General features: G+C 74.4%; 15 protein-coding genes. 6 read left to right on the top strand and 9 right to left on the bottom strand.

Translation table 11 applies throughout. The features are described 5' to 3' along the window. Positions 1-12 precede the first annotated feature (12 nt). The 4 genes from ACI797_RS13750 to ACI797_RS13735 form a co-directional block, all read right to left on the bottom strand. Complete coding sequence (locus ACI797_RS13750; RefSeq protein WP_456859215.1) at positions 13-2,706, bottom strand: reprolysin-like metallopeptidase; 2,694 nt, start codon at positions 2,704-2,706, stop codon at positions 13-15. A gap of 75 nt (positions 2,707-2,781) precedes the next feature. Next, complete coding sequence (locus tag ACI797_RS13745; protein ID WP_456859213.1) at positions 2,782-3,765, bottom strand: hypothetical protein; 984 nt, start codon at positions 3,763-3,765, stop codon at positions 2,782-2,784. A 94-nt stretch (positions 3,766-3,859) separates the two neighbouring features. Then, entirely contained in the window at positions 3,860-5,554 is a 1,695-nt protein-coding gene (locus ACI797_RS13740) for a reprolysin-like metallopeptidase (protein WP_456859211.1), read from the bottom strand. A gap of 147 nt (positions 5,555-5,701) precedes the next feature. Then, positions 5,702-7,150 (bottom strand): NAD(P)H-quinone dehydrogenase, encoded by a 1,449-nt coding sequence (locus ACI797_RS13735; RefSeq protein ID WP_456859210.1) that lies wholly within the window; start codon positions 7,148-7,150, stop codon positions 5,702-5,704. A gap of 54 nt (positions 7,151-7,204) precedes the next feature. Between ACI797_RS13735 and ACI797_RS13730 the strand changes: the two genes are divergently transcribed. The 6 genes from ACI797_RS13730 to ACI797_RS13705 all read left to right on the top strand — a co-directional run bounded on the left by ACI797_RS13730 (position 7,205) and on the right by ACI797_RS13705 (position 13,520). Beyond that, positions 7,205-7,657, top strand: coding sequence for a gamma-glutamylcyclotransferase family protein (locus tag ACI797_RS13730; RefSeq protein WP_456859209.1), 453 nt, complete (start codon positions 7,205-7,207; stop codon positions 7,655-7,657). 122 nt (positions 7,658-7,779) lie between these two features. Continuing rightward, on the top strand, positions 7,780-8,982 hold the full coding sequence (locus ACI797_RS13725) for a nucleotide sugar dehydrogenase (RefSeq protein WP_456859208.1): 1,203 nt from the start codon (positions 7,780-7,782) through the stop codon (positions 8,980-8,982). Further along, positions 8,982-10,007: an NAD-dependent epimerase/dehydratase family protein gene (locus ACI797_RS13720; protein ID WP_456859207.1), complete on the top strand. Its 1,026-nt coding sequence runs from the start codon at positions 8,982-8,984 to the stop codon at positions 10,005-10,007. Before ACI797_RS13725 ends, ACI797_RS13720 begins: the two co-directional genes overlap by 1 nt. After that, positions 10,007-10,681 (top strand): class I SAM-dependent methyltransferase, encoded by a 675-nt coding sequence (locus tag ACI797_RS13715; RefSeq protein ID WP_456859206.1) that lies wholly within the window; start codon positions 10,007-10,009, stop codon positions 10,679-10,681. The genes ACI797_RS13720 and ACI797_RS13715 overlap by 1 nt, the downstream gene beginning before the upstream one ends. Further along, positions 10,678-11,439: a glycosyltransferase family 2 protein gene (locus ACI797_RS13710; RefSeq protein ID WP_456859205.1), complete on the top strand. Its 762-nt coding sequence runs from the start codon at positions 10,678-10,680 to the stop codon at positions 11,437-11,439. Before ACI797_RS13715 ends, ACI797_RS13710 begins: the two co-directional genes overlap by 4 nt. Continuing rightward, positions 11,436-13,520, top strand: a complete 2,085-nt coding sequence (locus ACI797_RS13705; RefSeq protein WP_456859204.1) for a hypothetical protein — start codon at positions 11,436-11,438, stop codon at positions 13,518-13,520. The genes ACI797_RS13710 and ACI797_RS13705 overlap by 4 nt, the downstream gene beginning before the upstream one ends. A 25-nt stretch (positions 13,521-13,545) precedes the next feature. Here ACI797_RS13705 and meaB read toward each other — a convergent pair whose 3' ends face one another. The 5 genes from meaB to ACI797_RS13680 form a co-directional block, all read right to left on the bottom strand. After that, positions 13,546-14,538: a methylmalonyl Co-A mutase-associated GTPase MeaB gene (gene meaB / locus ACI797_RS13700; RefSeq protein ID WP_456859203.1), complete on the bottom strand. Its 993-nt coding sequence runs from the start codon at positions 14,536-14,538 to the stop codon at positions 13,546-13,548. Continuing rightward, the gene (scpA, locus tag ACI797_RS13695; protein WP_456859202.1) at positions 14,528-16,735 is read right to left on the bottom strand and encodes a methylmalonyl-CoA mutase; all 2,208 of its coding nucleotides are present in this window, start codon (positions 16,733-16,735) and stop codon (positions 14,528-14,530) included. The genes meaB and scpA overlap by 11 nt, the downstream gene beginning before the upstream one ends. Next, positions 16,732-18,609: a methylmalonyl-CoA mutase subunit beta gene (locus ACI797_RS13690; protein ID WP_456859201.1), complete on the bottom strand. Its 1,878-nt coding sequence runs from the start codon at positions 18,607-18,609 to the stop codon at positions 16,732-16,734. The genes scpA and ACI797_RS13690 overlap by 4 nt, the downstream gene beginning before the upstream one ends. 95 nt (positions 18,610-18,704) lie before the next feature. Next, positions 18,705-19,979 (bottom strand): amidohydrolase, encoded by a 1,275-nt coding sequence (locus tag ACI797_RS13685; protein ID WP_456859200.1) that lies wholly within the window; start codon positions 19,977-19,979, stop codon positions 18,705-18,707. Further along, positions 19,979-21,136, bottom strand: a complete 1,158-nt coding sequence (locus ACI797_RS13680) for a glutamate--cysteine ligase (RefSeq protein WP_456859199.1) — start codon at positions 21,134-21,136, stop codon at positions 19,979-19,981. Before ACI797_RS13680 ends, ACI797_RS13685 begins: the two co-directional genes overlap by 1 nt. Between the last annotated feature and the right edge of the window lie 2 nt (positions 21,137-21,138).

The following is a 21,138-nucleotide window of genomic DNA, read 5'->3' as shown; positions in this document are numbered from 1 at the left end:
CCTCAGGGCGGCTCAGGTACGGGTGACCTGCCCCGTCGCGGACGACCAGGTCAGGGTGCCGCCCTGGAAGCGCTGCGCCTGGCCGGCGGCGACCGCGCGCGGCTCCTCCAGCGGGTAGCCGAGGCTCCCCGACTCGGCGCCGGCGGCGAGCCACGCCGTCCGGACGGGGCCGCGCACCGAGTGCGCCCCGGCCGTCGCCGACCAGGTGATGGAGCCTCCCGTGAATTCCTGCACGCAGCCGCCCGCGGCGCGCCCGCACGCCTCGTCGGCCACGGGGAACCCCAGGCCCCACTCGGCGCCGGTCGCCGCCCAGCGCTCGCGGATGCCGCCACGGACGACCGCGGCCGGCGTTGCCGCGCTGACGTAGATCGCGCCGCGCTCGAACAACTGGTAGCAACCCGAAGCGGTGAGCCCGCAGACGGTGTCGGTGAGCGGGTTGCCCACGGCGCCCGCCCCGCCACCGGTGGACCACTTCGTCGCGATCGCGCCGCGCAGCACCTTGGTGCCGGTCGCCGGCGACCACGAGATGGCGCCGCGGGTGAACGTCTGCAGGCAACCCGCGACGCCACACCGCTCGTCGCCGACGGGGTAGCCCAGCCCCCACTCGGCGCCGGTCGCCACCCAGCGCTCGCGGATGCCGCCGCGCACGATCGCCGCGGGCGTCGAGTTGCTCGTGTACATCGCGCCGCGCTGGAACAGCTGGTAGCAGCCGGCCGGGGCCAGCCAGCAGATGGTGTCGGTGAGCGGGTAGCCGACCGCGGCAGCCCCGCCCGAGCCGGTCCACCGGGTGCCGATCGCGCCGCGCAGCAACCGTGCACCGGTAGCGGGTGACCAGGCCACGGCCCCCCCGGTGAACGACTGGACACACCCGCTGGCACCGCACCACTCGTCGCCGGTCGGGTACCCGAGCACGCCGTTCTCCAGGCCGGCGGCGGCCCACGTGTCGCGGATCGCCCCGAGGACGACGGCGGCCGGCGTGCTCCGGCTCGAGTAGATGGAGCCGCCCTGGAACAGCTGGTAGCAGCCCGAGGAGTGCAGTCCGCAGGTGGTGTCCGTCAGCGGGTAGCCGAGCCGGCCGTTCTCCTTCTGCTCCCGCTCCCAGGTCTCGTGGATGCTGCCCACGAGGATCTTCGCGCCGATCGCCGGGGTCCAGTAGATGGCGCCGTTGTCGTAGCTGCGGTAGCAGCCGCCCTGGCGCAGCCCGCACAGCTCGCGGCTCGTCGGGTAGCCCAGCGGTCCGTCGGCGCCACCCGAGCGGGCATAGGCCGCGTTGATCGCGGTGCCCGGCGTCGGGGCGGGCGTGCCGGCGGCGATGCGCACCTGGGCCTGGGTGCCGCTGACGCTCTCGACCGTGATCGCGAAGTCGCCCTCCGAGATGGACACCGTCGAGCCCGGCTGCAGCGCCGTGTTCATGTCGGCCGACCAGCCGCCCGGGCTGCTGGGGGTGCCGTCGAGCAGCAGCGACGTGTTGGGCCTCCCCGATGCCCGGCGCAGGTGGACCCCGCTGTCGAGGCCGTATCGGTTCGCCCCGGTGGCCAGCCACCCGTCCCGTGTGCCGGTGGCGGCGCGGTACTCGAGCCAGTAGCTGGCACCTTCGGCATCGACCAGCCGGACGGCGCGCAGGCCGCCGTGGTCGGAGACCGGCAGCAGCGTCACCGTGGTGGCGGCGGCCGGCGCGGCCAGGGTCTGCACCTGGCCGGTCCCGAGAAAGCCCAGCCGGGCCGCTTGGGCCGTGTTGAGCGAGCCCACCTGGTCCCAGGAGACGCCCATGACGTCGTAGTAGTCGCGATAGGGCACCACCTGGCAGGTCCCCGACTCCAGCCCGGCGTCGCACTGGCGGCCCGAGGAGTGGCCCAGGCCCATGTTGTGGCCGAGCTCGTGCGCGATCACCGAGGTGGTGCTGCCCCGGACGTAGGCCCGTCCACCCGACGAGGGCGACGAGCCCACCTCGCCGAGGCCGTAGGAACAGCCACCGAGGTTCGAGGGTGCGCTGGAGACGTAGAGCAGCAGGTGCTTGCCGGGGCCGGGGACGAAGTCGACCTGATCGGCGACGTCGTCCCACAGCCCGGTCGGGTTCCCGCAGGACTCCGGCGAGGTCAGCCAGTCGTGCTGCGCGGTGACGCCGATCCTGACGGCGCCGCCGCTCTCCGTCTCCCAGAAGTCGGCCGCCTGCTCCACCGCCGCGACGAAGCCGCTGAGCGTGACGCCGTCGCGGGTCGCCCCGCTGGGCACGACGAGCGCCACGGTGACCTCGTTGGTCCACGGCGGGGTGGCCGCGTCCACGGGCGGCTCGGCAGGGAGATCGACCACCTCGGCCGCGAGGACGTCCCGCGCCGTCTGCTGCCCCTCGGCGGCCGCGTCGTCGGTCACCTCCGCGCCGAGCGTGACCTGGACCGTCGCACCCGCCGGCGGCACCTCGGTCGTGCCAGGGGCGTGCGGGTCCTCTGGCAGCTCGTCCACGACGTTGTCGACGAGGTCCTCGGTGAGCACGCGGACGGTGGTGCCGTCCGCGGTCTCGATCCAGGTCAGCGGCTCGTCCTGGTGCGCGGCGAGCTCTGGAGGGGTCGCGCCCGGATCTGGATCGGCCCACGCGACGACGAGCTCACCGGTCACCGTGCCGCCGGCCGGCACGCCCGCCGCGGGGTCGCCCTGGTCGTCGGCCAGGGCCACGGTGGGGAGGAGGCAGAGGCACAGCGCCGCCGACACGGCCGCTGCTCGGCCACGGGTACGGCGGGGGGTGGTGCGAGGGAACACGTCGATCTCTCCTGGACGAGCAGCGCGTCAGACGACCCGGCAGCCGAGCGCCGTGAACTGGTGGGTGGCGTCGACGAGGTCGAGGCAGACCACATGGCCGCGGTACTGGGCGCCGAGCGTGTGGCCGAAGGCGCGTCCTGAAGCGGTCTGCGCCCACAGGTCACCGGTCGGTCGGTCGGCGGGGAAGCGCGTGAGGTGCCGCCAGTCGACGCGGACGTTGACCGACACGACCTTGCCGGGATCGGGGACGAAGCCCGCCGCCCAGCCGTTGAGGCCGACCGGACCGGTGCCGCGGGGAGCCTCGTACCAATAGCCGATCGGCGCCGTGCGGCCCGGCACAGCCGGGGCGGCGTGCTGGATCATCCGGTTGCGCGCCGCCTGGCAGCCCCACGCGTTGGTGGCGAGGTGGACCTTGTCGAAGAGCAGGACGCCGCGGTTCTCCTGGGCGTAGCGCTCCCAGTCCATCAGCTTCAGGTTGGGCCACCGATCGGTGGCCAGTCGCAGCTCGGCGTTGAACAGGTCGACGGTGGCCTGCCACTGCGGGTTGTGGACGGTGAACCACTGCACCGGGCGGCCGCGCGCCTGGGTCATGAACCAGTCGATGTTCGCCCGCCAGCGCTCGAGCGAGAGCACTTTGACGTCGTTGGTGCCGAGCGAGAGGACCAGCCCCCCGGCGTCGCGGAACCACTGCCGCTCTTCCTGCACCGAGGACTCGGTGACGGTCCACTGCGGCCACCCGGACCCGGTGCCGTCGAGGCGGCCCCGCAGGTCGTCGGAGGTGGCGCCGGGCCAGCCGATGTAGCCCAGGGAGCGCCAGCCCATCCCGAAGCTCGGCCCGCACTGCTCGAGCAGGGAGTCGCCGATGGCGAACATGTAGGGGTTGGTCCCCTGCCAGGCCACCGTGGGCACGGCGCCGGCCGAGGCCGGGACGGCTCCGGAGAGGGACGCCGTGAGCACGGCGGCCACGACCAGCAGGGATCGCAGCAGACGCGGCCGGCGAGAGGTGAGCACGGGTGGATCTCCAGGTGGTGTCGCGGTGTCGCCCTCTTCATCGGCGGGCCGGAGGTGCAACGAGACCGCCCCGGCCGGAAATGGGCAGGTCGGGCTAGCGCCGCATCGACCGCCGCTCCCGCGCCAGCAGGACGATCAGCATGAGCACGACGAGGCCGGCCACGCCGACCGCCACCACCCGGGTGAGACCGGCGGTGCTGCCCCGGTCGGCCGCCTCCACCAGGTCGGGGACCCGGTCGGGCTGCCCGGCACCCGTGACGGTGCCGGCAGCCGGGTCGGCGGGTGCGGCCGACGCGGGGGCGGGGGCAGCGGCCGCGGCAGACGGTGCGGCCACCGGCGGCGTGCCCGCGCCCGTGCCGGAGCCCGGGCCGGAGCCCGGGAGGACCGTGCCGGCGGGGACCTCCGCCGGGGCCGCGGGCGCGGCCGGGCTGCCGCTCGCTGCGCGGACCTGCACGGTGGCCCCCGCCGGGGACAGGCCGGTCACCGTGACCGTGAAGGCCCCGCCGCCCAGGACCACCGGGGTCCCAGCGGGCAGCGCGGCCTGGAGGTCGCCGTCCCAGCCCGTCGCGGCGGCCGGGGTGCCGTCGAGCAGCAGGGAGCTGTCGGGGAAGGCGCCCGCGCGGTGCACGAGGACGCCGGCGTCGAGCCGGAAGCGGTTGTCGCGGGTGCCGAGCCAGGCGTCCTGGCCGGTCGCCCCGCGGTACTCCAGCCAGTAGACCGTGCCGTCGGCGGCGGCCAGCCGCACGGCGCGGGTGCCGGTGGCGCCGGCCAGCGGCGCCAGCGTGTACGACCCGGCCGGCGTCCCCGGGACGACGTCCGCTCGGGCGTCGCCGGGCAGGACCCCGAGCCGGTCGGCCTGCACCGCGGTCAGGGCGCCGAGCGCGCTCCAGGAGGCGCCCATGACGTCGTAGTAGTCGCGGTAGCCGGCGGTGCGGCAGGTGCCGGACTCGAGGGCGCCGTCGCACTGCAGCCCCGAGGAGTGGCCGAGCCCGAAGTTGTGCCCGAGCTCGTGGGCGATCACCGACGGCGCCGAGGAGCGGACGTAGACGCGGCCGCCGGAGGCGAGGTCGGTGCCGACCTGGCCGAGCGCGAACGAGCACCCGGGCAGGTCCGCCGGCCGGCTGCTCAGGTGGACCACGAGGTGGCGGCCCGGCCCCGGCTCGAAGCCGACCGTGCGGGCGACCTCGTCCCACAGGGCGTTCGGGTCGCTGCAGCCGCTGCGGGTGGTGATCCAGTCGACCGCGGCGGTGACCCCGAGGCGCACCGCTCCCCCGGTCTGCCCGGCCCAGAACTGCGCCACGGGGCCGTCGACGGCGGCGACCACCTGGTCCAGCGTCGTGGTGTCGCGCACGCCGCCGGCCGGGACGACCAGCACCACGGTGACCTGGTTGGTCAGCGCGCCCGCGGCCGGCGCGACCTCGGCGGGGCGGCGGACCACGTCGCTGTCGAGCACCTCGACCGCCGGCTCGTAGCCGTCCTCGGCCGCCTCGTCGTCGACCTGCTCCCCGAGCTGGACGGACACGGTCGCACCGGCCGGGACGTCGGCGAGGGTCCCGGTGGGGATGCGGACGGTCTCGCCGGCGCGGGTGCGGACCCAGGAGAGCGGCTCGTCGTGGGCGTGCACCGACGTCGGCTCGGCCTCCTCGGGCCAGGCCCGGACGAGCTCGCCGACGACGGCCGGCGCGGCCGGCTCGTCGGCGGCGGCGGACGCCGCGGGCAGCAGCACGCCGGCGCCGACCGCGAGGGCGGCGAGCAGGCGGACGGCGGGGCGGCGCGGGGAAGCAGACATCCCCTCCGTCATCGGCGGGCTCGACAGCGGTCGGCACGGACTTGAGCCGAATCCCCGCCTCGTTCGCCCCAGCCGCCCCGCGGGTCGCGTGGCCCCCTGCAGGGTCCCGCCGCGGGCCTGCGCGCGGTGGGGGCAGGGGGCCCTTCGTCAGATCAGGTCGTCGTCCAGACCCATGAGCCGCCGGCCGGCCTCGGTGATGGACCCGGACAGCGACGGGTAGATGGCGAAGGTGTTCGCCAGGTCGGCGACGGTGAGGCCCTTCGTGACCGCCAGGGCGATCGGCAGGATCAGCTCGGAGGCCCCCGGCGCCACGACCACACCGCCGACGACCACACCGGTCGAGCGGCGGGCGTGCAGCTTGACGAACCCGTCACGCAGGTCGCTCATCTTGGCCCGCGCGTTGGTGGCCAGCGGCAGCCGGACCGCCTTCACGTCGGGGTGTTCGGGCAGCGCCTTCTCCTGCAGCCCGACGGTGGCGATCTCGGGGTGCGTGAACACGTTGGCGGCGACGGTGCGCAGCCGGATCGGGGCCACCGCCTCCCCCAGCGCGTGCCACATGGCGATCCGGCCCTGCATCGCGGCGACGGAGGCCAGCTGGAAGACACCGGTCACGTCACCGGCGGCGTAGATGCCCGGCACCGTCGTCCGCGAGACCCGGTCGACGACGACGTGCCCGGACCCGGTCACCTGCACGCCGTGCGAGTCGAGGTTGAGCCCGGCGGTGTTCGGCACGGTGCCGACCGTCATCAGCACGTGCGAGCCCTCGACCGTGCGGCCGTCGGTGAGCGAGACCGAGACGCCCTTCTCGGTGCGCTGCGCCCCGGCGGCCCGGCCGCGCTCCAGCCGCCCGCCGCGGGACTGGAAGACCTGCTCGAGCACCTCGGCGGCGTCGGAGTCCTCGCCGGGCAGCACGCGGTCGCGGGAGGAGACCAGCGTGACCGGGACGCCGGCCTCCAGGTAGCCGGAGGCGAACTCCGCGCCGGTGACGCCGGAGCCGACCACGATCAGGTGCTCGGGCAGCTCCTCGAGTTCGTAGACCTGGCGCCAGTCGAGGATCCGCTCGCCGTCGGGCTCGGCGCCGGGCAGCACCCGGGGGTCGGCGCCGGTGGCGATCAGGACGACGTCGCCCTCGATCTCGTCGAGCACCGTCCCGTCGTCGCCGAGGATCTCCACCTCGTGCGCCGCCAGGCCCGGCACGTCGTCGGCGAGCCGGCCGCGGCCCGGGACGATCCGCACGCCCTCACCGGTCAGCCGGGCGTGGATGTCGGCCGACTGCGCCATGGCCAGGTTCTTCACGCGGTGGTTGGCGGTGGCCAGGTCGAGGCCGATCGCGTCGGGGTCGGCGCCGCGCAGCCCCAGGACGGCGGAGTCGCGCACCGACGTCATCGACCCGGCGGCGGCGATGAGCGTCTTCGACGGGACGCAGTCGGTGAGCACGCTCGCCCCGCCCATGCCGTCCTTCTCGATGACGGTGACCTGCGCACCGAGCTGGGCGGCGACCAGCGCGGCCTCGTAGCCGGCCGGGCCGCCGCCGATGATCACGATGCGGGTCATGGGTGGCACTCCCCCGGAAAGCGGTGCGGACGTCGTCGCCATTGTCCCCGTTGCGGTGATCGGCCGTCGGCACCGACCCCGATACCCTCGGCGGCGATGGGCCTCTACGCCGCCTACGGGTCGAACATGGACCCCGAGCAGATGCGCCGGCGCTGCCCGGCGTCCCCGCACGCGGGGACCGGGTGGATCCGTGGCTGGCGGCTGACGTTCGGGGCCGAGGAGTTCGGCTGGGAGGGCGCCCTGGCCACCCTGGTCCCGGACGACACCGCGCCCGGCGTCTACGTGGCCCTCTACGACCTGACCGAGGCCGACGAGCGCGCGCTCGACGCCTGGGAGGGCGCCGACCACGGCCTCTACCGCAAGCTGCACCTGCGGGTGCACACCCTCGACGGCGACGTCGTCGCCTACGTCTACGCCCTCGACGCCTTCGAGGGTGGCCTCCCCTCGGCCCGCCACCTCGGCGCGATCGCCGACGCCGCCGAGGCCGCCGGGGCACCGGACGACTACGTGTCCGGCCTCCGCGCCCGCGAGTGCCGCTCGGCGTTCTGACCAGCCCCCTCTTCAAGCGGTACGAGGCTCGTTCCGATATGCGGGCTGCCGGGTGGCTAGTCTCGAGAAGTGACGAAACCCACAGCGACACGCCGTCCTGGTTGATGGAACCCAGGACGGCCATGTCGATCCCCGCCTTCTCCCATGACGTCGTCGTGATCGGTGGTTGCGGTCACGTCGGCCTACCCCTCGCCATCGCACTCGCCGAGCAGGGCGCATCCGTCGTCGTGTACGACATCAGCGAGGAGTCCGTGAAGCTGGTCAACGACGGGGTCCTGCCCTTCGAGGAACCCGGCGCGGCCCCGATCCTCGACCGAGTGGTCGCCGAGGGCCGGCTACGGGCCACCACCGATCCCGCCTCCGTGGGATGGGCCGAGAACCTCGTCGTGGTCGTCGGCACCCCGGTCGACGAGCACCTCAACCCCGATCCGCGCGCCATTCCCCGGGCCTTGCAGGCCGCGGCTCGGTACTTCCGCGACGGGCAGCTGCTCGTGCTGCGCAGCACCGTCTACCCCGGCGTGACGATGCTGGTCGAGCGGCTGGTCACCGACCTCGGCCTGGACCTCGACGTGGCCTTCTGCCCGGAGCGCATCGCCGAGGGGAAGGCCATGGTCGAGCTGCACGCGCTGCCGCAGATCATCGGCGCGAGCACCGACCGCGGCCGTGGGCGCGCCGCTGCCCTGTTCTCGCGGCTGACCGATCAGTTGGTGTTCCTCAGCCCCGAGGAGGCCGAGCTCGCCAAGCTGTTCACCAACACCTGGCGCTACGTCAAGTTCGCGACGGCGAACCAGTTCTACATGATGGCCAACGACCGCGGCCTGGACTTCGAGCGGATCCGGGCTGCCATCACCCGGGGCTACCCGCGGGCGGCGGACATGCCCGGCCCCGGGTTCGCCGCCGGCCCCTGCCTGTTCAAGGACACGATGCAGCTGGCAGCGTTCAGCAACAACACCTTCGTGCTGGGGCACGCGGCCATGCTGATCAACGAGGGCCTGCCGCTGTACCTGGTCGACCGAGCGGAACGGCGGTACGACCTGAGCACCATGACGGTCGGCATCCTCGGGATGGCGTTCAAGGCCGACAGCGACGACATCCGGGAGAGCCTCAGCTACAAGCTGCGCCGGATCCTCGAGTTCAAGGCCCGGGAGGTGCTCACCACGGACGCGCACGTCACCACCGACGACCGCCTCCTGCCGCTGGAGGAGGTCCTGCAGCGCGCCGACCTGCTCTTCATCGGGGCACCGCACGAGGAGTACCGCGGGCTGGTCATCGACAAGCCGGTGGTCGACGTGTGGAACCTGCTGGAGAGCGGGGTGCGCATCTGATGCCCACCGTCCTCGTCTCCGGAGCGGCCGGCTTCATCGGCGGGTACGTGGTGGAAGAGCTGCTCCGCCGCGGCCACTCGGTGATCGGCCTGGACGACCTGTCCAAGTACGGGCCGGTCGCGAAGTCCTACGACGGCCACCCCGGCTACCGGCTGGTCGTCGGGGATGCCCGCGACACCGCCCTGGTCGGTGAGCTGCTCGCCGAGTGCGACCACTTCATCGCCGGGGCGGCGATGATCGGCGGCATCTCCTACTTCCACACCTACGCCTACGACCTGCTGGCGACGAACGAGCGGATCATGGCCGCCAGCTGCGACGCCGCCATCGCGGCGCACGCCGGCGGGCGGTTGCAGAAGGTGACCTACCTGAGCTCGTCGATGGTGTTCGAGTCGACCGAGGAGTGGCCGTCGGTCGAGGGGTCCGAGCGGCGCATCCCGCCACCGCTGTCGTCCTACGGCTTCCAGAAGCTGGCCGTCGAGTACTACGCACGCGCCGCCTGGGACCAGTACGGGCTGCCCTACACGATCGTGCGTCCCTTCAACTGCGTCGGCATCGGTGAGGGCAGGGCCCGCGGCGACGCGGAGATCCTCAGCGGGAACGTCCGGTTGGCGATGAGCCACGTCGTCCCGGATCTCGTGCAGAAGGTCCTCAAGGGCCAGGACCCCTTGCACATCCTGGGCGACGGCACCCAGGTCCGGCACTACACCTACGGCGGCGACCTCGCCCGCGGGATCGTGACGGCGATGGAGCACCCGGCCGCCCGCAACGAGGACTTCAACCTCTCCACCGCCGAGAGCACCACGGTGGAGGAGCTCGCCCGGCTGATCTGGCGCAAGGTGAAGGGCCCCGGCGTCCCTCTCCGCCTGGTCTCGGACCCGGCGTTCGAGCACGACGTCCAGAAGCGTGTCCCCTCGACGGTCAAGGCCGAGCAGGTGCTGGGCTTCCGAGCGGCGACGACGCTCGACGAGATGCTCGACGAGGTCATCCCGTGGATCGAGAAGGCGCTCGCCGAGGGAACGATCTGATGGCGGAGGAGACCGGCGCGACCGGGGAGCGGCTGCGCGAGCTGTACGCCGAGCGGTTCGGGGGCGACCGGCAGGCCCGGGCCGTCCTGTGGCGCACGCTGTGCGAAGGGTTCTTCGACCGGTGGGTCGACCCCCGCGCTACCGTCCTCGACGTCGCGGCCGGCGGGTGCGAGTTCATCAACGCGGTCCGCGCGGGGACCCGCATCGCGGTCGACCTCAACCCCGCGGTCCGGGATGCGGCGGCGCCGGGTGTGCGGGTCCTCGTCTCCTCGGCCGACGACCTCGCCGAGGTGGCCGACGGCAGCGTGGACGTGGTCTTCGCCAGCAACTTCTTCGAGCACGTCGACCGGCCGACGATCCTCGCGGTGATGGCCGAGGCGCGCCGCGTCCTGCGGTCCGGGGGACGGTTCCTCGTGCTGCAGCCCAACATCCGGTTCTGCGCCGACGACTACTGGATGTTCTTCGACCACGTCACGCCGATCGACGACCGGGCGCTCGCCGAGGCGTTCCGGCTCAGCGGCTTCCGCGTCGTCACGGTGATCCCTCGGTTCCTGCCGTTCACGACCAAGAGCCGGATGCCGCAGTGGTCCTGGCTGGTGCGGGCATACCTCGCCTTCCGCCCGGCCTGGTGGCTGCTCGGCAAGCAGTCGTTCCTCGTGGCGGAGCGCCCGTGAGCGACCTGCGGGTCTCCGTCGTGATCCCCGCCTACGAGGAGGGTGAACGGATCCTCCCCGTGCTGGACCGGATCCGGGAGGCAGTGACGATGCCCTGCGAGCTGCTGGTCGTCGTCGACTCGCCGGAGGACTCGACCGCGGCGGTGCTTCGCGACCTCGACGGCTCGGGTCCGGTCCGCCTGCTGGTCAACGACTACGGCCGTGGCCCGGCGCACGCGATCCGCTACGGCATGGACCGGGTCCGCGCCCCGGTGACCGTCGTGACGATGGCGGACGGCTGCGACGACCCGCAGCAGATCGACGGCCTCACCCGGCTGGTCGAGCGCGGCGTGGTCGTCGCCGCGGCGTCGCGGTACGTGTCGGGCGGCCAGCAGGTCGGCGGTCCGCTGCTCAAGGGGTTCCTCTCGCGGACCGCCGGCATCTCGCTGCACCTGCTCGCCCGCGTCGGGACCCGCGACGCGACCAATTCGTTCAAGGCCTACTCCACGGCGTTCCTCCGAGAGGTGGGGGTCGACAGCCGGTACGGCTTCGAGATGGGGCTCGAGCTCACCGCCAAGGCCCGCCGGCTGCGCCTGCCGATCGCCGAGCTGCCCACCATCTGGCTGGACCGGCAGGCGGGCATGTCGAACTTCAAGCTCGCCCAGTGGCTGCCGCACTACCTGCGGTGGTACCGGTTCGCCTTCGGCCCGCGGCTCTCGCCGGAAGAGCTGGCGGCGGAGGTGGCCCGGACGAGGAGTCCCCGCGCGGGTCGCCTGTGATCGCCGGGAGCCCGCTGCTGCTCCTCGGCTGCCTCGCCCTGGTGGTCTGGGGGTGCTGGCGGTGGGCCGCCGTCACCGGGCTGGAGGCCGGCCCCGACCTCCTCGTCGCCTGGGGCGTGCTCGTCTCCGGGACGGTCGTCGGCACCGTGCTGCTCACCGGCGCGGTCGGTGCACTGTCGGCCGGGCCGGTCGCGGCTGCCGCGGCCGGCACGGCTGGTCTCGCGCTCGCCACGACCGTCAGCCGGCGGCAGCGAGCCCGGATCGGCGCCTCGCGGCGGGCCGTGCGCGCCGCGCTCGGCCGGCTGGGACGGGCCGTCCGGTCACCCTTCGTGCTGCTGCTCGCCCTGGCCGCGCTCGCCGCGGTCGGCTACCGGCTGCTCATCGCCGTGGCGTTCCCCGTCCTCGACTGGGACGCCTTCGCCTACCACCTGCCGATGGCCGACTACTGGCTGCAGGAGCGGCGGCTGCTCACCACCCCGGTGAGCTTCTGGGCGCAGATCTACCCCGGCGCGGCGGAGTCGGGCATCGCGTGGCTCGGAGCGCTGACCGGGTCGGTGCGGGCGGCGGCGGCGGTCCAGGCGGCGGCCGGGTTGTTCGGCGCCCTGACCGTCGTCGCGCTCTGCCGGGGGGCCGGCTGCGACCCCAGGTGGTCGGTGGCCGGCGGCCTGCTGTTCCTGCTGGCGCCGCTGGTCCTCACCCAGCTGTCCACCGCGGAGGTCGACGTCGCCGCCGCGGCCACCCTGCTGGCCTGCTGGCACCTGCTGCTCGTCGCGCTGCGCCGCGACGGCCGGCGCGAGCGGGACGCCGAGCCCGAGGACGCCGGACCGGTGGAGACGCCGCCGCCTGCCCCGGACCCGGCCGGGAGCGGCGGCGTGGCCGTGGCGCATCGCCCGCCCCGGACCGCCGCCCGCCACGCCGCCCGCCGCGCCGCCGCCCGCCCCGGCGTCCTCCCGGTCCTCGTCGTTGCGGGCGTCGGCGCCGGTGTCGCGGCCGGGGTGAAGTCCACCAACCTGCTCGCCGTCGGAGTGCTGGGCCTGGTGCTGATGGGCACCTGCCTGTGGCGCGGCGTCGTGCGCGAGCGCACCCCCGGGCGGGCGGTGGGGCGGACCCTGCTGCGCGCCGCGTGTTTCGGCCTGCCCGCGCTGGTGCTCGGCGGCTGGTGGTACCTCCGCAACGCGCTGCTGTGGGGCAACCCGTTCTACCCGGTCCCGATCGCCGGGCTACCCGGCAACGAGGAGCTCCTCGGCTTCGCCGCGGTCGACCCCCGTCAGGTCGGGACGACGAACAGCGCCTGGGCGGTGCTGGTCTCCTGGGCCAGCGATCTGCAGTGGCGGGAGTACTACTACGGCTCCCCGCTCGGCGGCCTCGGCGCCCACTGGCTGCTCGTCCTGGCGCCGGCCGTGCTCGTCGCGTTCCCGCTCCTGCTCCGCAGCCGGGACTTCCTGTACGCCTGGGGGTTCCTGGTGCCGGGGGTGGTCCTGCTCGTGGCCTACCCGGCCCAGTACCACCCCCGCTACACGCTCTTCCTGCTCGGTGTCGGCGGCGTGGCGCTGGCCGTCGTCCTGACCCGCCTCCCCGCCCCGCCCCGCCAGGCCGTGCTCGCCCTGGTCGCCGGGGGTGCCGTCTTCTCCGCCGCCGCGGCTTCGTGGCGGGCGCTGGACGTCGCCGGCTCGTTCGAGTCCGGGCCGACGCCCGCTGAGGTCCTGGCCCTGGCCCGCATGCCGGCGGCGGAGCGGGAGCTGGTGGGGCTGCGCGCCGCCTTCGCCGAGGTGGAGGAGGCCGAGCCCGGCTCGACGTTCGTCGTCCCGCCCGAGTTCGGCGACTACGGTCAGCCCTGGGTCCTGCCGCACTCGATGTGGGGGGACGACCTGACCCGGCGGGTCGTGCAGTCCGCGGACCCGATCGAGGACGCCGACCAGGCGCTGGCCGCGCTCGAGGCCCACGACGCCCGCTACGTCGTCGTCATCAAGGGCAGCCCGCTGGAGACCGCGCTGCTGGCCGAGCCCGACCGGCTGCACCCCGCCTTCGACGTGGGGTGGCTGGCGCGGGCGTGGGCGGCCGGGCCGGGACCGGCGGACTGAGCGTCGGTCGGTGGGGCGGTGCCGGTCAGACGGGTGGGCCGGTCGCCAGGAACGTCTCGAGCAGCCGTTGCGCGGCGAGGGCGGGGGTGAGCTCGCCGGCGAGGACGGACTTCTCCAGGTCCGGGGCCAGCGCCCTGACGCCGGGGTGGGCGCGCAGCCGGTGCTCGAGGCCGTCGCGGACCAGCTGCCAGGTCCAGCGCACCTGCTGCGTCCGGCGCTTCTCGTCGAACGCACCGGAGGCGCGGCCGCGGTCCTGGTGCTCGACCAGCTTCGCCCAGACCTCGTCCAGGCCGGCGCCGGTCAGCCCGGAGCACGTGAGCACCGGCACGTCCCACGCACCGCCCCGCCCGCGCAGCAGCCGGATCGCCTGGGACAGCTCGCGGGCGGCCGAGCGCGCGTCGGTCTCCCCCGGCCCGTCGGCCTTGTTCACCGCGATGACGTCGGCGATCTCGAGGATGCCGCGCTTGATCCCCTGCAGCTGGTCGCCGGTGCGGGCCAGCGTGAGGAAGAGGAAGGAGTCGACCATCTCGGCGACGGCGATCTCCGACTGCCCCACGCCGACCGTCTCGACCAGGACGACGTCGTAGCCGGCCGCCTCGACCACCACCATCGACTCCCGGGTGGCCTGCGCGACCCCGCCGAGGGTGCCCGAGGTCGGCGACGGCCGGATGAACGCGTCGGGGTCGACCGACAGCCGGCTCATCCGGGTCTTGTCGCCGAGGATCGACCCACCCGACCGGGCGGACGACGGGTCGACGGCGAGCACCGCCACCTTCGACCCCGCGCCGGTCAGGGTCACCCCGAGCTGGTCGATGAACGTCGACTTGCCCACGCCCGGGACCCCGCTGATGCCCACCCGCCGCGCGCCGCCCGCGTGCGGCAGCAGGGCGACCAGCAGCTCCTGCGCGGCCTCGCGGTGGTCGGCGCGGCGCGACTCGACCAGCGTGATCGCGCGCGACACCGCCCGCCGGTCCCCGGCCCGCACCCCCTCGGCGAGGGCGGCGGCGTCAGTGGCCAAGACGCTCGGACAGGGTCTTCAGCAGGTCCTGCGCCGCCTCGGCGATGACCGTGCCCGGCTGGTACACCGCGGCCGCGCCCATCTCCAGCAGGGTCGGCACGTCGTCGGGCGGGATGACGCCGCCGACGACGATCAGCACGTCGTCGGCCCCGAGCTCGGCGAGCGCGTCGCGCAGCGCCGGCACCAGCGTGAGGTGGCCGGCGGCCAGCGAGTTGACGCCGACGACGTGCACGTCGGCCTCCACCGCCTGCCGGGCGACCTCCTCCGGCGTCTGGAACAGCGGGCCGACGTCGACGTCGAAGCCGAGGTCGGCGAACGCGGTCGCGATCACCTTCTGGCCGCGGTCGTGGCCGTCCTGGCCCATCTTGGCCACGAGGATCCGCGGACGGCGCCCCTCGGCCTCCTCGAATTCCTCGGCCAGCCGCCGGGCGGCCTCGACCGGCTCCGACGCCCCTGCTTCGTCGCGGTACACACCCGAGATGGTGCGCACCTGGGCGGCGTGCCGGCCGTGCACGGCCTCCAGCGCGTCGGAGATCTCGCCGACGGTGGCCTGCGCCCGGGCGGCGTCGACCGCCAGCTTGAGCAGGTTGTCGTCCAGCGACGAGCCACGCCGTCCCTCCGCCGCCGCGCGGGCGGCGTCGGTGAGCCGCCGCAGGGCCTCCTCGACGGCGGAGGAGTCCCGCGACGCGCGCAGCTGCGAGAGCTTGGCCTTCTGCTCGGCCAGCACCTGGGCGTTGTCGACCCGCAGCACCTCGACGGCCTCGTCGGCGGCGACCCGGTACTTGTTCACGCCGATCACCGGCTGGATGCCGGCGTCGATGCGGGCCTGGGTGCGGGCGGCGGCCTCCTCGATGCGCAGCTTCGGGATGCCGTCGTCGATCGCCTGCGCCATGCCGCCGTGCTCGGCGACCTCCTGGATGTGCGCCCACGCGGCGCGGGCCAGGTCGTAGGTCAGCTTCTCCACGTACGCCGACCCGCCCCAGGGGTCGATGACCCGCGTCGTCCCCGACTCCTGCTGGAGTAGCAGCTGGGTGTTGCGCGCGATCCGCGCGGAGAAGTCGGTGGGCAGCGCCAGCGCCTCGTCGAGGGCGTTGGTGTGCAGAGACTGGGTGTGCCCCTGGGTGGCGGCCATCGCCTCCAGGCAGGTGCGGACGACGTTGTTGTAGACGTCCTGCGCGGTCAGCGACCAGCCCGAGGTCTGCGAGTGGGTGCGCAGCGACATGGACTTGGGGTCCTGCGCGCCGGCCTCCTTCATCAGCCGCGCCCACAGCAGCCGGGCGGCGCGCAGCTTGGCGACCTCCATGAAGAAGTTCATGCCGATCGCCCAGAAGAACGACAGCCGCGGGGCGAACGCGTCGACGTCCAGCCCGGCGTCCTTGCCCGCCTTCACGTACTCGACCCCGTCGGCCAGCGTGTACGCCAGCTCCAGGTCGGCGGTCGCCCCCGCCTCCTGGATGTGGTAGCCGGAGATGGAGATCGAGTTGAACCGCGGCATCTGCTGCGAGGTGAACGCGAAGATGTCGCTGACGATCTGCATCGAGGGCTTCGGCGGGTAGATGTAGGTGTTGCGGACCATGAACTCCTTGAGGATGTCGTTCTGGATGGTCCCGGCCAGCTGCGCCGGCGCCACCCCCTGCTCCTCGGCCGCCAGGATGTAGAGCGCCATCACCGGCAGCACGGCGCCGTTCATGGTCATGGACACGGTCATCCGGTCCAGCGGGATGCCGTCGAAGAGCTGACGCATGTCGAGGATGGAGTCGATCGCCACGCCCGCCATGCCGACGTCGCCGACGACGCGCGGGTGGTCGGAGTCGTAGCCGCGGTGGGTGGGCAGGTCGAAGGCGATCGACAGGCCCTTCTGCCCGGCGGCGAGGTTGCGCCGGTAGAACGCGTTCGACTCCGCCGCGGTGGAGAAGCCCGCGTACTGGCGGACCGTCCACGGCTGGGTCGTGTACATCGTCGGGTAGGGCCCGCGCAGGTAGGGCGCGATGCCCGGGTAGGTGCCGAGGAAGTCCAGCCCCTCGAGGTCGGCCGGGGTGTACAGCGGGGGGACGGCGATGCCTTCCGGCGTCTCCCAGGTGGCCTCGGCCACGCCGCGGCCGGTGGTCTCCTCGAACGCCTTGGCCCAGTCGTCGGCCGTGGCATCCGCGGACGGCCGGCCGAGCTCCAGGTTCCCGAAGTCGGGGATCGCGCTCATCGCTGCACTCCCAGCTGCTCGAAGACCGTGTGCAAGGTGTCGAGGGCGTCGCACCCGGCGTACACGTACCCGTCGACGCCGTCCACCCCGAGCGACGGTCGCCCGGCGAGCCAGACCGAAGCCGCGCCGGCGTCCCCCAGCTCCTCCGCGAGCGCGGCGGCCGACGCGGCGTAGTCGTCGTCGGTGCCGCAGATGCAGGCCACCGTCGTCCCCGCCTCCCGGAAGCCGGTGGCGCCGTCGCCGGCCGGCGTCGCGATCCCACCGGCCTGGAACAGGTTGCCCGCGAAGGTCGCGCGGGCGGTGTGCCGGGCCACCGGGCCGATCGTGGCCAGGTACACGGCCGGACGGCGCTCGGCGGCGTCGGCGGCGTCGGCGGCGTCCCGCAGGGCCTCGAACCCCTGCGCCGCCCGCACCCGCGGCAGCCCGCCGGCGGGGCGCGGATCGGCGGCCGGGGCCCGCTCGGGCAGCTTCTCGGCCAGGTTCGGGAACTCGCTGACGCCGGTGATCGCGTCGCTGCGCTCGGCCAGCCGCCGCTGCCGCTCCGACCACGCCGTGGCGATCCGGTCGCGGACCAGGCCCGACGCCAGCGCGGCCGACAGCCCGCCCGCGCGCTCGATCTCGGTGAACCACGCCCAGGCGGCCTGCGCGAGGTCCTCGGTGAGCGACTCGACGTAGAAGGATCCGCCGGCCGGGTCGAGCACGCGGGCCAGCGACCCCTCCTCGATGAGCAGGTTCTGGGTGTTGCGGGCGATCCGGCGGGAGAAGCTGTCGGGCAGCCCGAGCGCGGCGTCGAACGGCTGCACCGTGACGACGTCGGCGCCGCCCACCCCGGCGGCGAAGCAGGCCACCGTCGTCCGCAGCATGTTCACCCAGGGGTCGCGCCGGGTCGTCATCACCGACGAGGTGACCGCGTGCTGGCGCTGGGCGCGGACGTCGGGCGCGGCGCCCGAGGCCTCCCCCACCCGGTCCCACAGCCGCCGGGCGGCACGCAGCGCGGCGATCGTCGTGAACTGGTCGGCGGTCGCGGAGTAGCGGAACTCCAGCGCGGAGAACGCCTCGTCGACCGGCAGCCCGCCGTCGGTGAGCGCCCGCAGGTACGCCACCCCGGCGGCCAGCGAGCAGCCGAGCTCCTCCACGGCCGAGGCGCCGGCGTCGGCGAAGACGGTGGCGTCGACGGTGACCGCCCGCAGGCCCAGCGGCGCCGCGCGGCGGGCGAGGTCGGCCAGCCCGGCGAGGTCCTGCTCCCGGCCCGACGCGGCGAGGTCGCCGAGCGGGTCGAGACCGAGCGAGCCGCCCGGCGCGAGGTCGGTGCGCCCCTCGACCAGGGACAGGAGCGCGTCGGCGGCCGGACGGCCCCCGGAGACGCTCACCGGCGCGACGTCGAGCAGGACGTCGGCGAGGACCTCCGGCAGCGCGTCGACCGGGATAGCGCCCTCGCCGAGGACCAGCCACAGCGAGGTGCCGCCGTTCTCCAGGTCGGCGAGCACCGCCTCCCGGGTGACGGCGACGTCGGGGTGCGCGTGCCGCTGGCGCACGTCCCAGCCGCCGGGCACCTCGCTCGACCCGGCGCCGGCCCGGGCGCCGCGCACGAAGGGCGCCAGCCCCGGCACCCCCACGGCCGACGGCAGGTCGGCGGCGTCCTCCGGGGTGTAGAGCGGCGCGACCGCGACGCCGGTGGCGACGGTGCGGCGCAGCGCGTCCTCGACCGGGTCGGGCAGCTCGGTGCGGCCGGCCTTGCGCAGCACGCCGGCCACGAGCCGGCGCCACTCGTCGCGGGTGGCCGTCGGGAACTCCCCGGCGAGCACCAGCTCGTCGGGGACCTCGTGCTCGGCGGGCACGTCGGCCCCGGCCGGGTGCTGGGGGTCGGAACTCATCGTCGAATTTCCGCCTCTCGTCGACGGCACTCCGCAAGCAGTGTGTCCGGGAATGGCAGTGTCGCGGCGAGACGTGCGTCACGTCCGCCCGGGGGTCAACCCGCCGCGCGCTCGGCCCCGCTCGGCTCGTCGTCCCGCCGCGACGGGCTGTCCCCCGGCGCCCGCTTGCCGGTGCGCGCCGGGCCGGAGTCGGCCGCGAGCGCGTGCAGCGCGGTCCGGGCGAGCATCCGGACGCCGACGCCGATGGCCCGCTCGTCGACGTCGAACGTGCCGCGGTGCAGGTCCAGCGCCGGGCCGCCGCCGTGCGTGCCCAGCCGCGCCAGCGCGATCGGCAGCACGTCGGCGAACCAGCCGAAGTCCTCCCCGCCCATGCTCTGCGGCGAGGCCACCACGCCGTCGGCGCCCACGGTCTCCAGCGCGGCGGCGCGCAGCAGCGCGACCGAGCGGGGGTCGTTGACCACCGGGGGCACGCCGCGCACGTAGTCGACGTCCACCTGGGCGCCGGTGGTGGCCGCCACCCGCTCGACGAGGGAGCGCAGCAGCTCCTCGGCGTCCTTCCAGGCCTCGCGGTCGAGCACCCGCACGGTGCCGCGCAGGTGGCCGCGCTGCGGGATGGCGTTGGCCGCGATGCCGGCGTTGACCGCACCCCACACCAGCGACATGCCGGCGCGCGGGTCGACCTGCCGGGACAGCAGCGACGGCACCTCGGTGATCAGCCGGCCGAGGGCGTCGACCAGGTCGACGGTGAGCTGCGGGCGGGCGGTGTGCCCGCCGGGGCCCATGAGCGCGACGTCCATGCGGTCGCAGGCGGCGGTGATGGCGCCGGTGCGCAGCCCGACCTTGCCGGCGGGCACCGACGGGTCGCAGTGCAGCGCGAACGCGCGCGACGCCCCGTCGAGCACGCCGGCCGCCACCACCTCGGTGGCGCCGCCGGGCACGGTCTCCTCGGCCGGCTGGAACACGCAGCGCACGGTGCCGGGCACCCCGTCGGCCTCGGCCAGCGCCAGCGCCACCCCGAGGACGACGGTGGTGTGCACGTCGTGGCCGCAGGCGTGGCAGAGCCCCTCCTTGGTGGAGGCGTAGGGCACGTCCTTGAGGTCGTTGAGCGGCAGCGCGTCGATGTCGGCCCGCAGCACGACCGTCGGTGGCCCGGAGCCGACCTCGACCACCAGCCCCGTGCCGGTGGGCAGCCGCCGCGGCGAGAGCCCCGCCTGGCGCAGCCGCTGCTCGAGGAAGGACGTCGTCTCGAACTCGGCGAACGCCAGCTCGGGGTGGGCGTGCAGGTGCCGCCGCGTGGCGACCAGCTGCGAGTGGCGGTCCCGCACCCAGTCGTCGACGCCGGCGCCCAGCTTCTCGACGACCCCGTCCATCAGGCCATCCCGCTCGGTTGGGGTGCGGGGAGCCCGTCCCTGAGCTCGGTCACGAGGCTGTCGACGACGGCGGTCAGGTCGCCGTCGTGCGCGGCGGCGACCGCCCGCTGCCGCTGGTAGGAGGCGCCCACCGCGAGCACCCGCTCGACGTCGGCGAGCTCGGCCGAGCAGCCCAGCCGCCGCGCGGTCGGGGCCAGGTCCTCCACGAGGTCGAGGATCGCCTGGCGCACCGGCCGGACGGTGCCCTTCTCGTCGACGACGATGTCGGCGTCGAGGCCGTACCGGGCCGCCCGCCACTTGTTCTCCCGCAGCACCCAGCTCGCCGGCGTCGGCAGCGTGTAGCCGCGGTCGAGCTGGCTGTCGAACTGCTCGACCAGGCACTGCGAGAGCGCGGCCACGGCGCCGATCTCGTCGAGCGTCGGCAGGCCGTCGCAGATGCGCAGCTCGACCGTGCCGAAGTTGGGGTGCGGCCGGATGTCCCACCAGACCTCGCGCACGCTCTCGATGGCGTGGGTGGAGATCAGGGTCTCCATGTAGGTCTCGAACTCGTCCCAGCCCGACAGCTGGTAGGGCAGCCCGGCGGTCGGCATGCTCTCGAACACCTTGCTGCGGGCCGAGGCCAGCCCGGTGTCGGCGCCCTTCCAGAACGGCGAGGACGCCGAGAGCGCCAGGAAGTGCGGCACGTACTGGGTGAGCGCGTTGACCATGGGGATGGCCTTCTCCGGCGCGCGGACGCCGACGTGCACGTGCACCCCGAAGATCTGCAGCCGGCGGGCGAGCCACTGCATCCGCTCGACCAGCTCGAGGTAGCGCTCCTTGGGCGAGATCTGCTGGGTCTGCCAGTCGGTGAACGGGTGGGTGCCCGCGCACATCAGGCCCAGCCCCCGCCGGTCGGCCGCGGCCACCACCTCGGTGAGGGTGCCGGCCAGGTCCTCCTTGGCCTCGGCCACCGTGCCGCAGATGCCGGTGATGATCTCGATCGTGGACTGCAGCAGCTCGTGCTTGGCCTTGGGGTGCTCGGCCGCGCCCTCGGGACGGAGCTCCTCGAGGATCTCCACCGCACCGGCGGTGAGCTCGCGGCTCCGCTGGTCGACGAGCTGCAGCTCCCACTCCACGCCGAGGCTGGCGCGTTCCGAGGACTCGAACGGGATCTGCACCC

Source organism: Geodermatophilus sp. SYSU D00691, from assembly GCF_054050275.1.
Note: the sequence above shows the minus strand (reverse complement) of the source record. Positions and strands in the feature narration are given on the sequence as shown.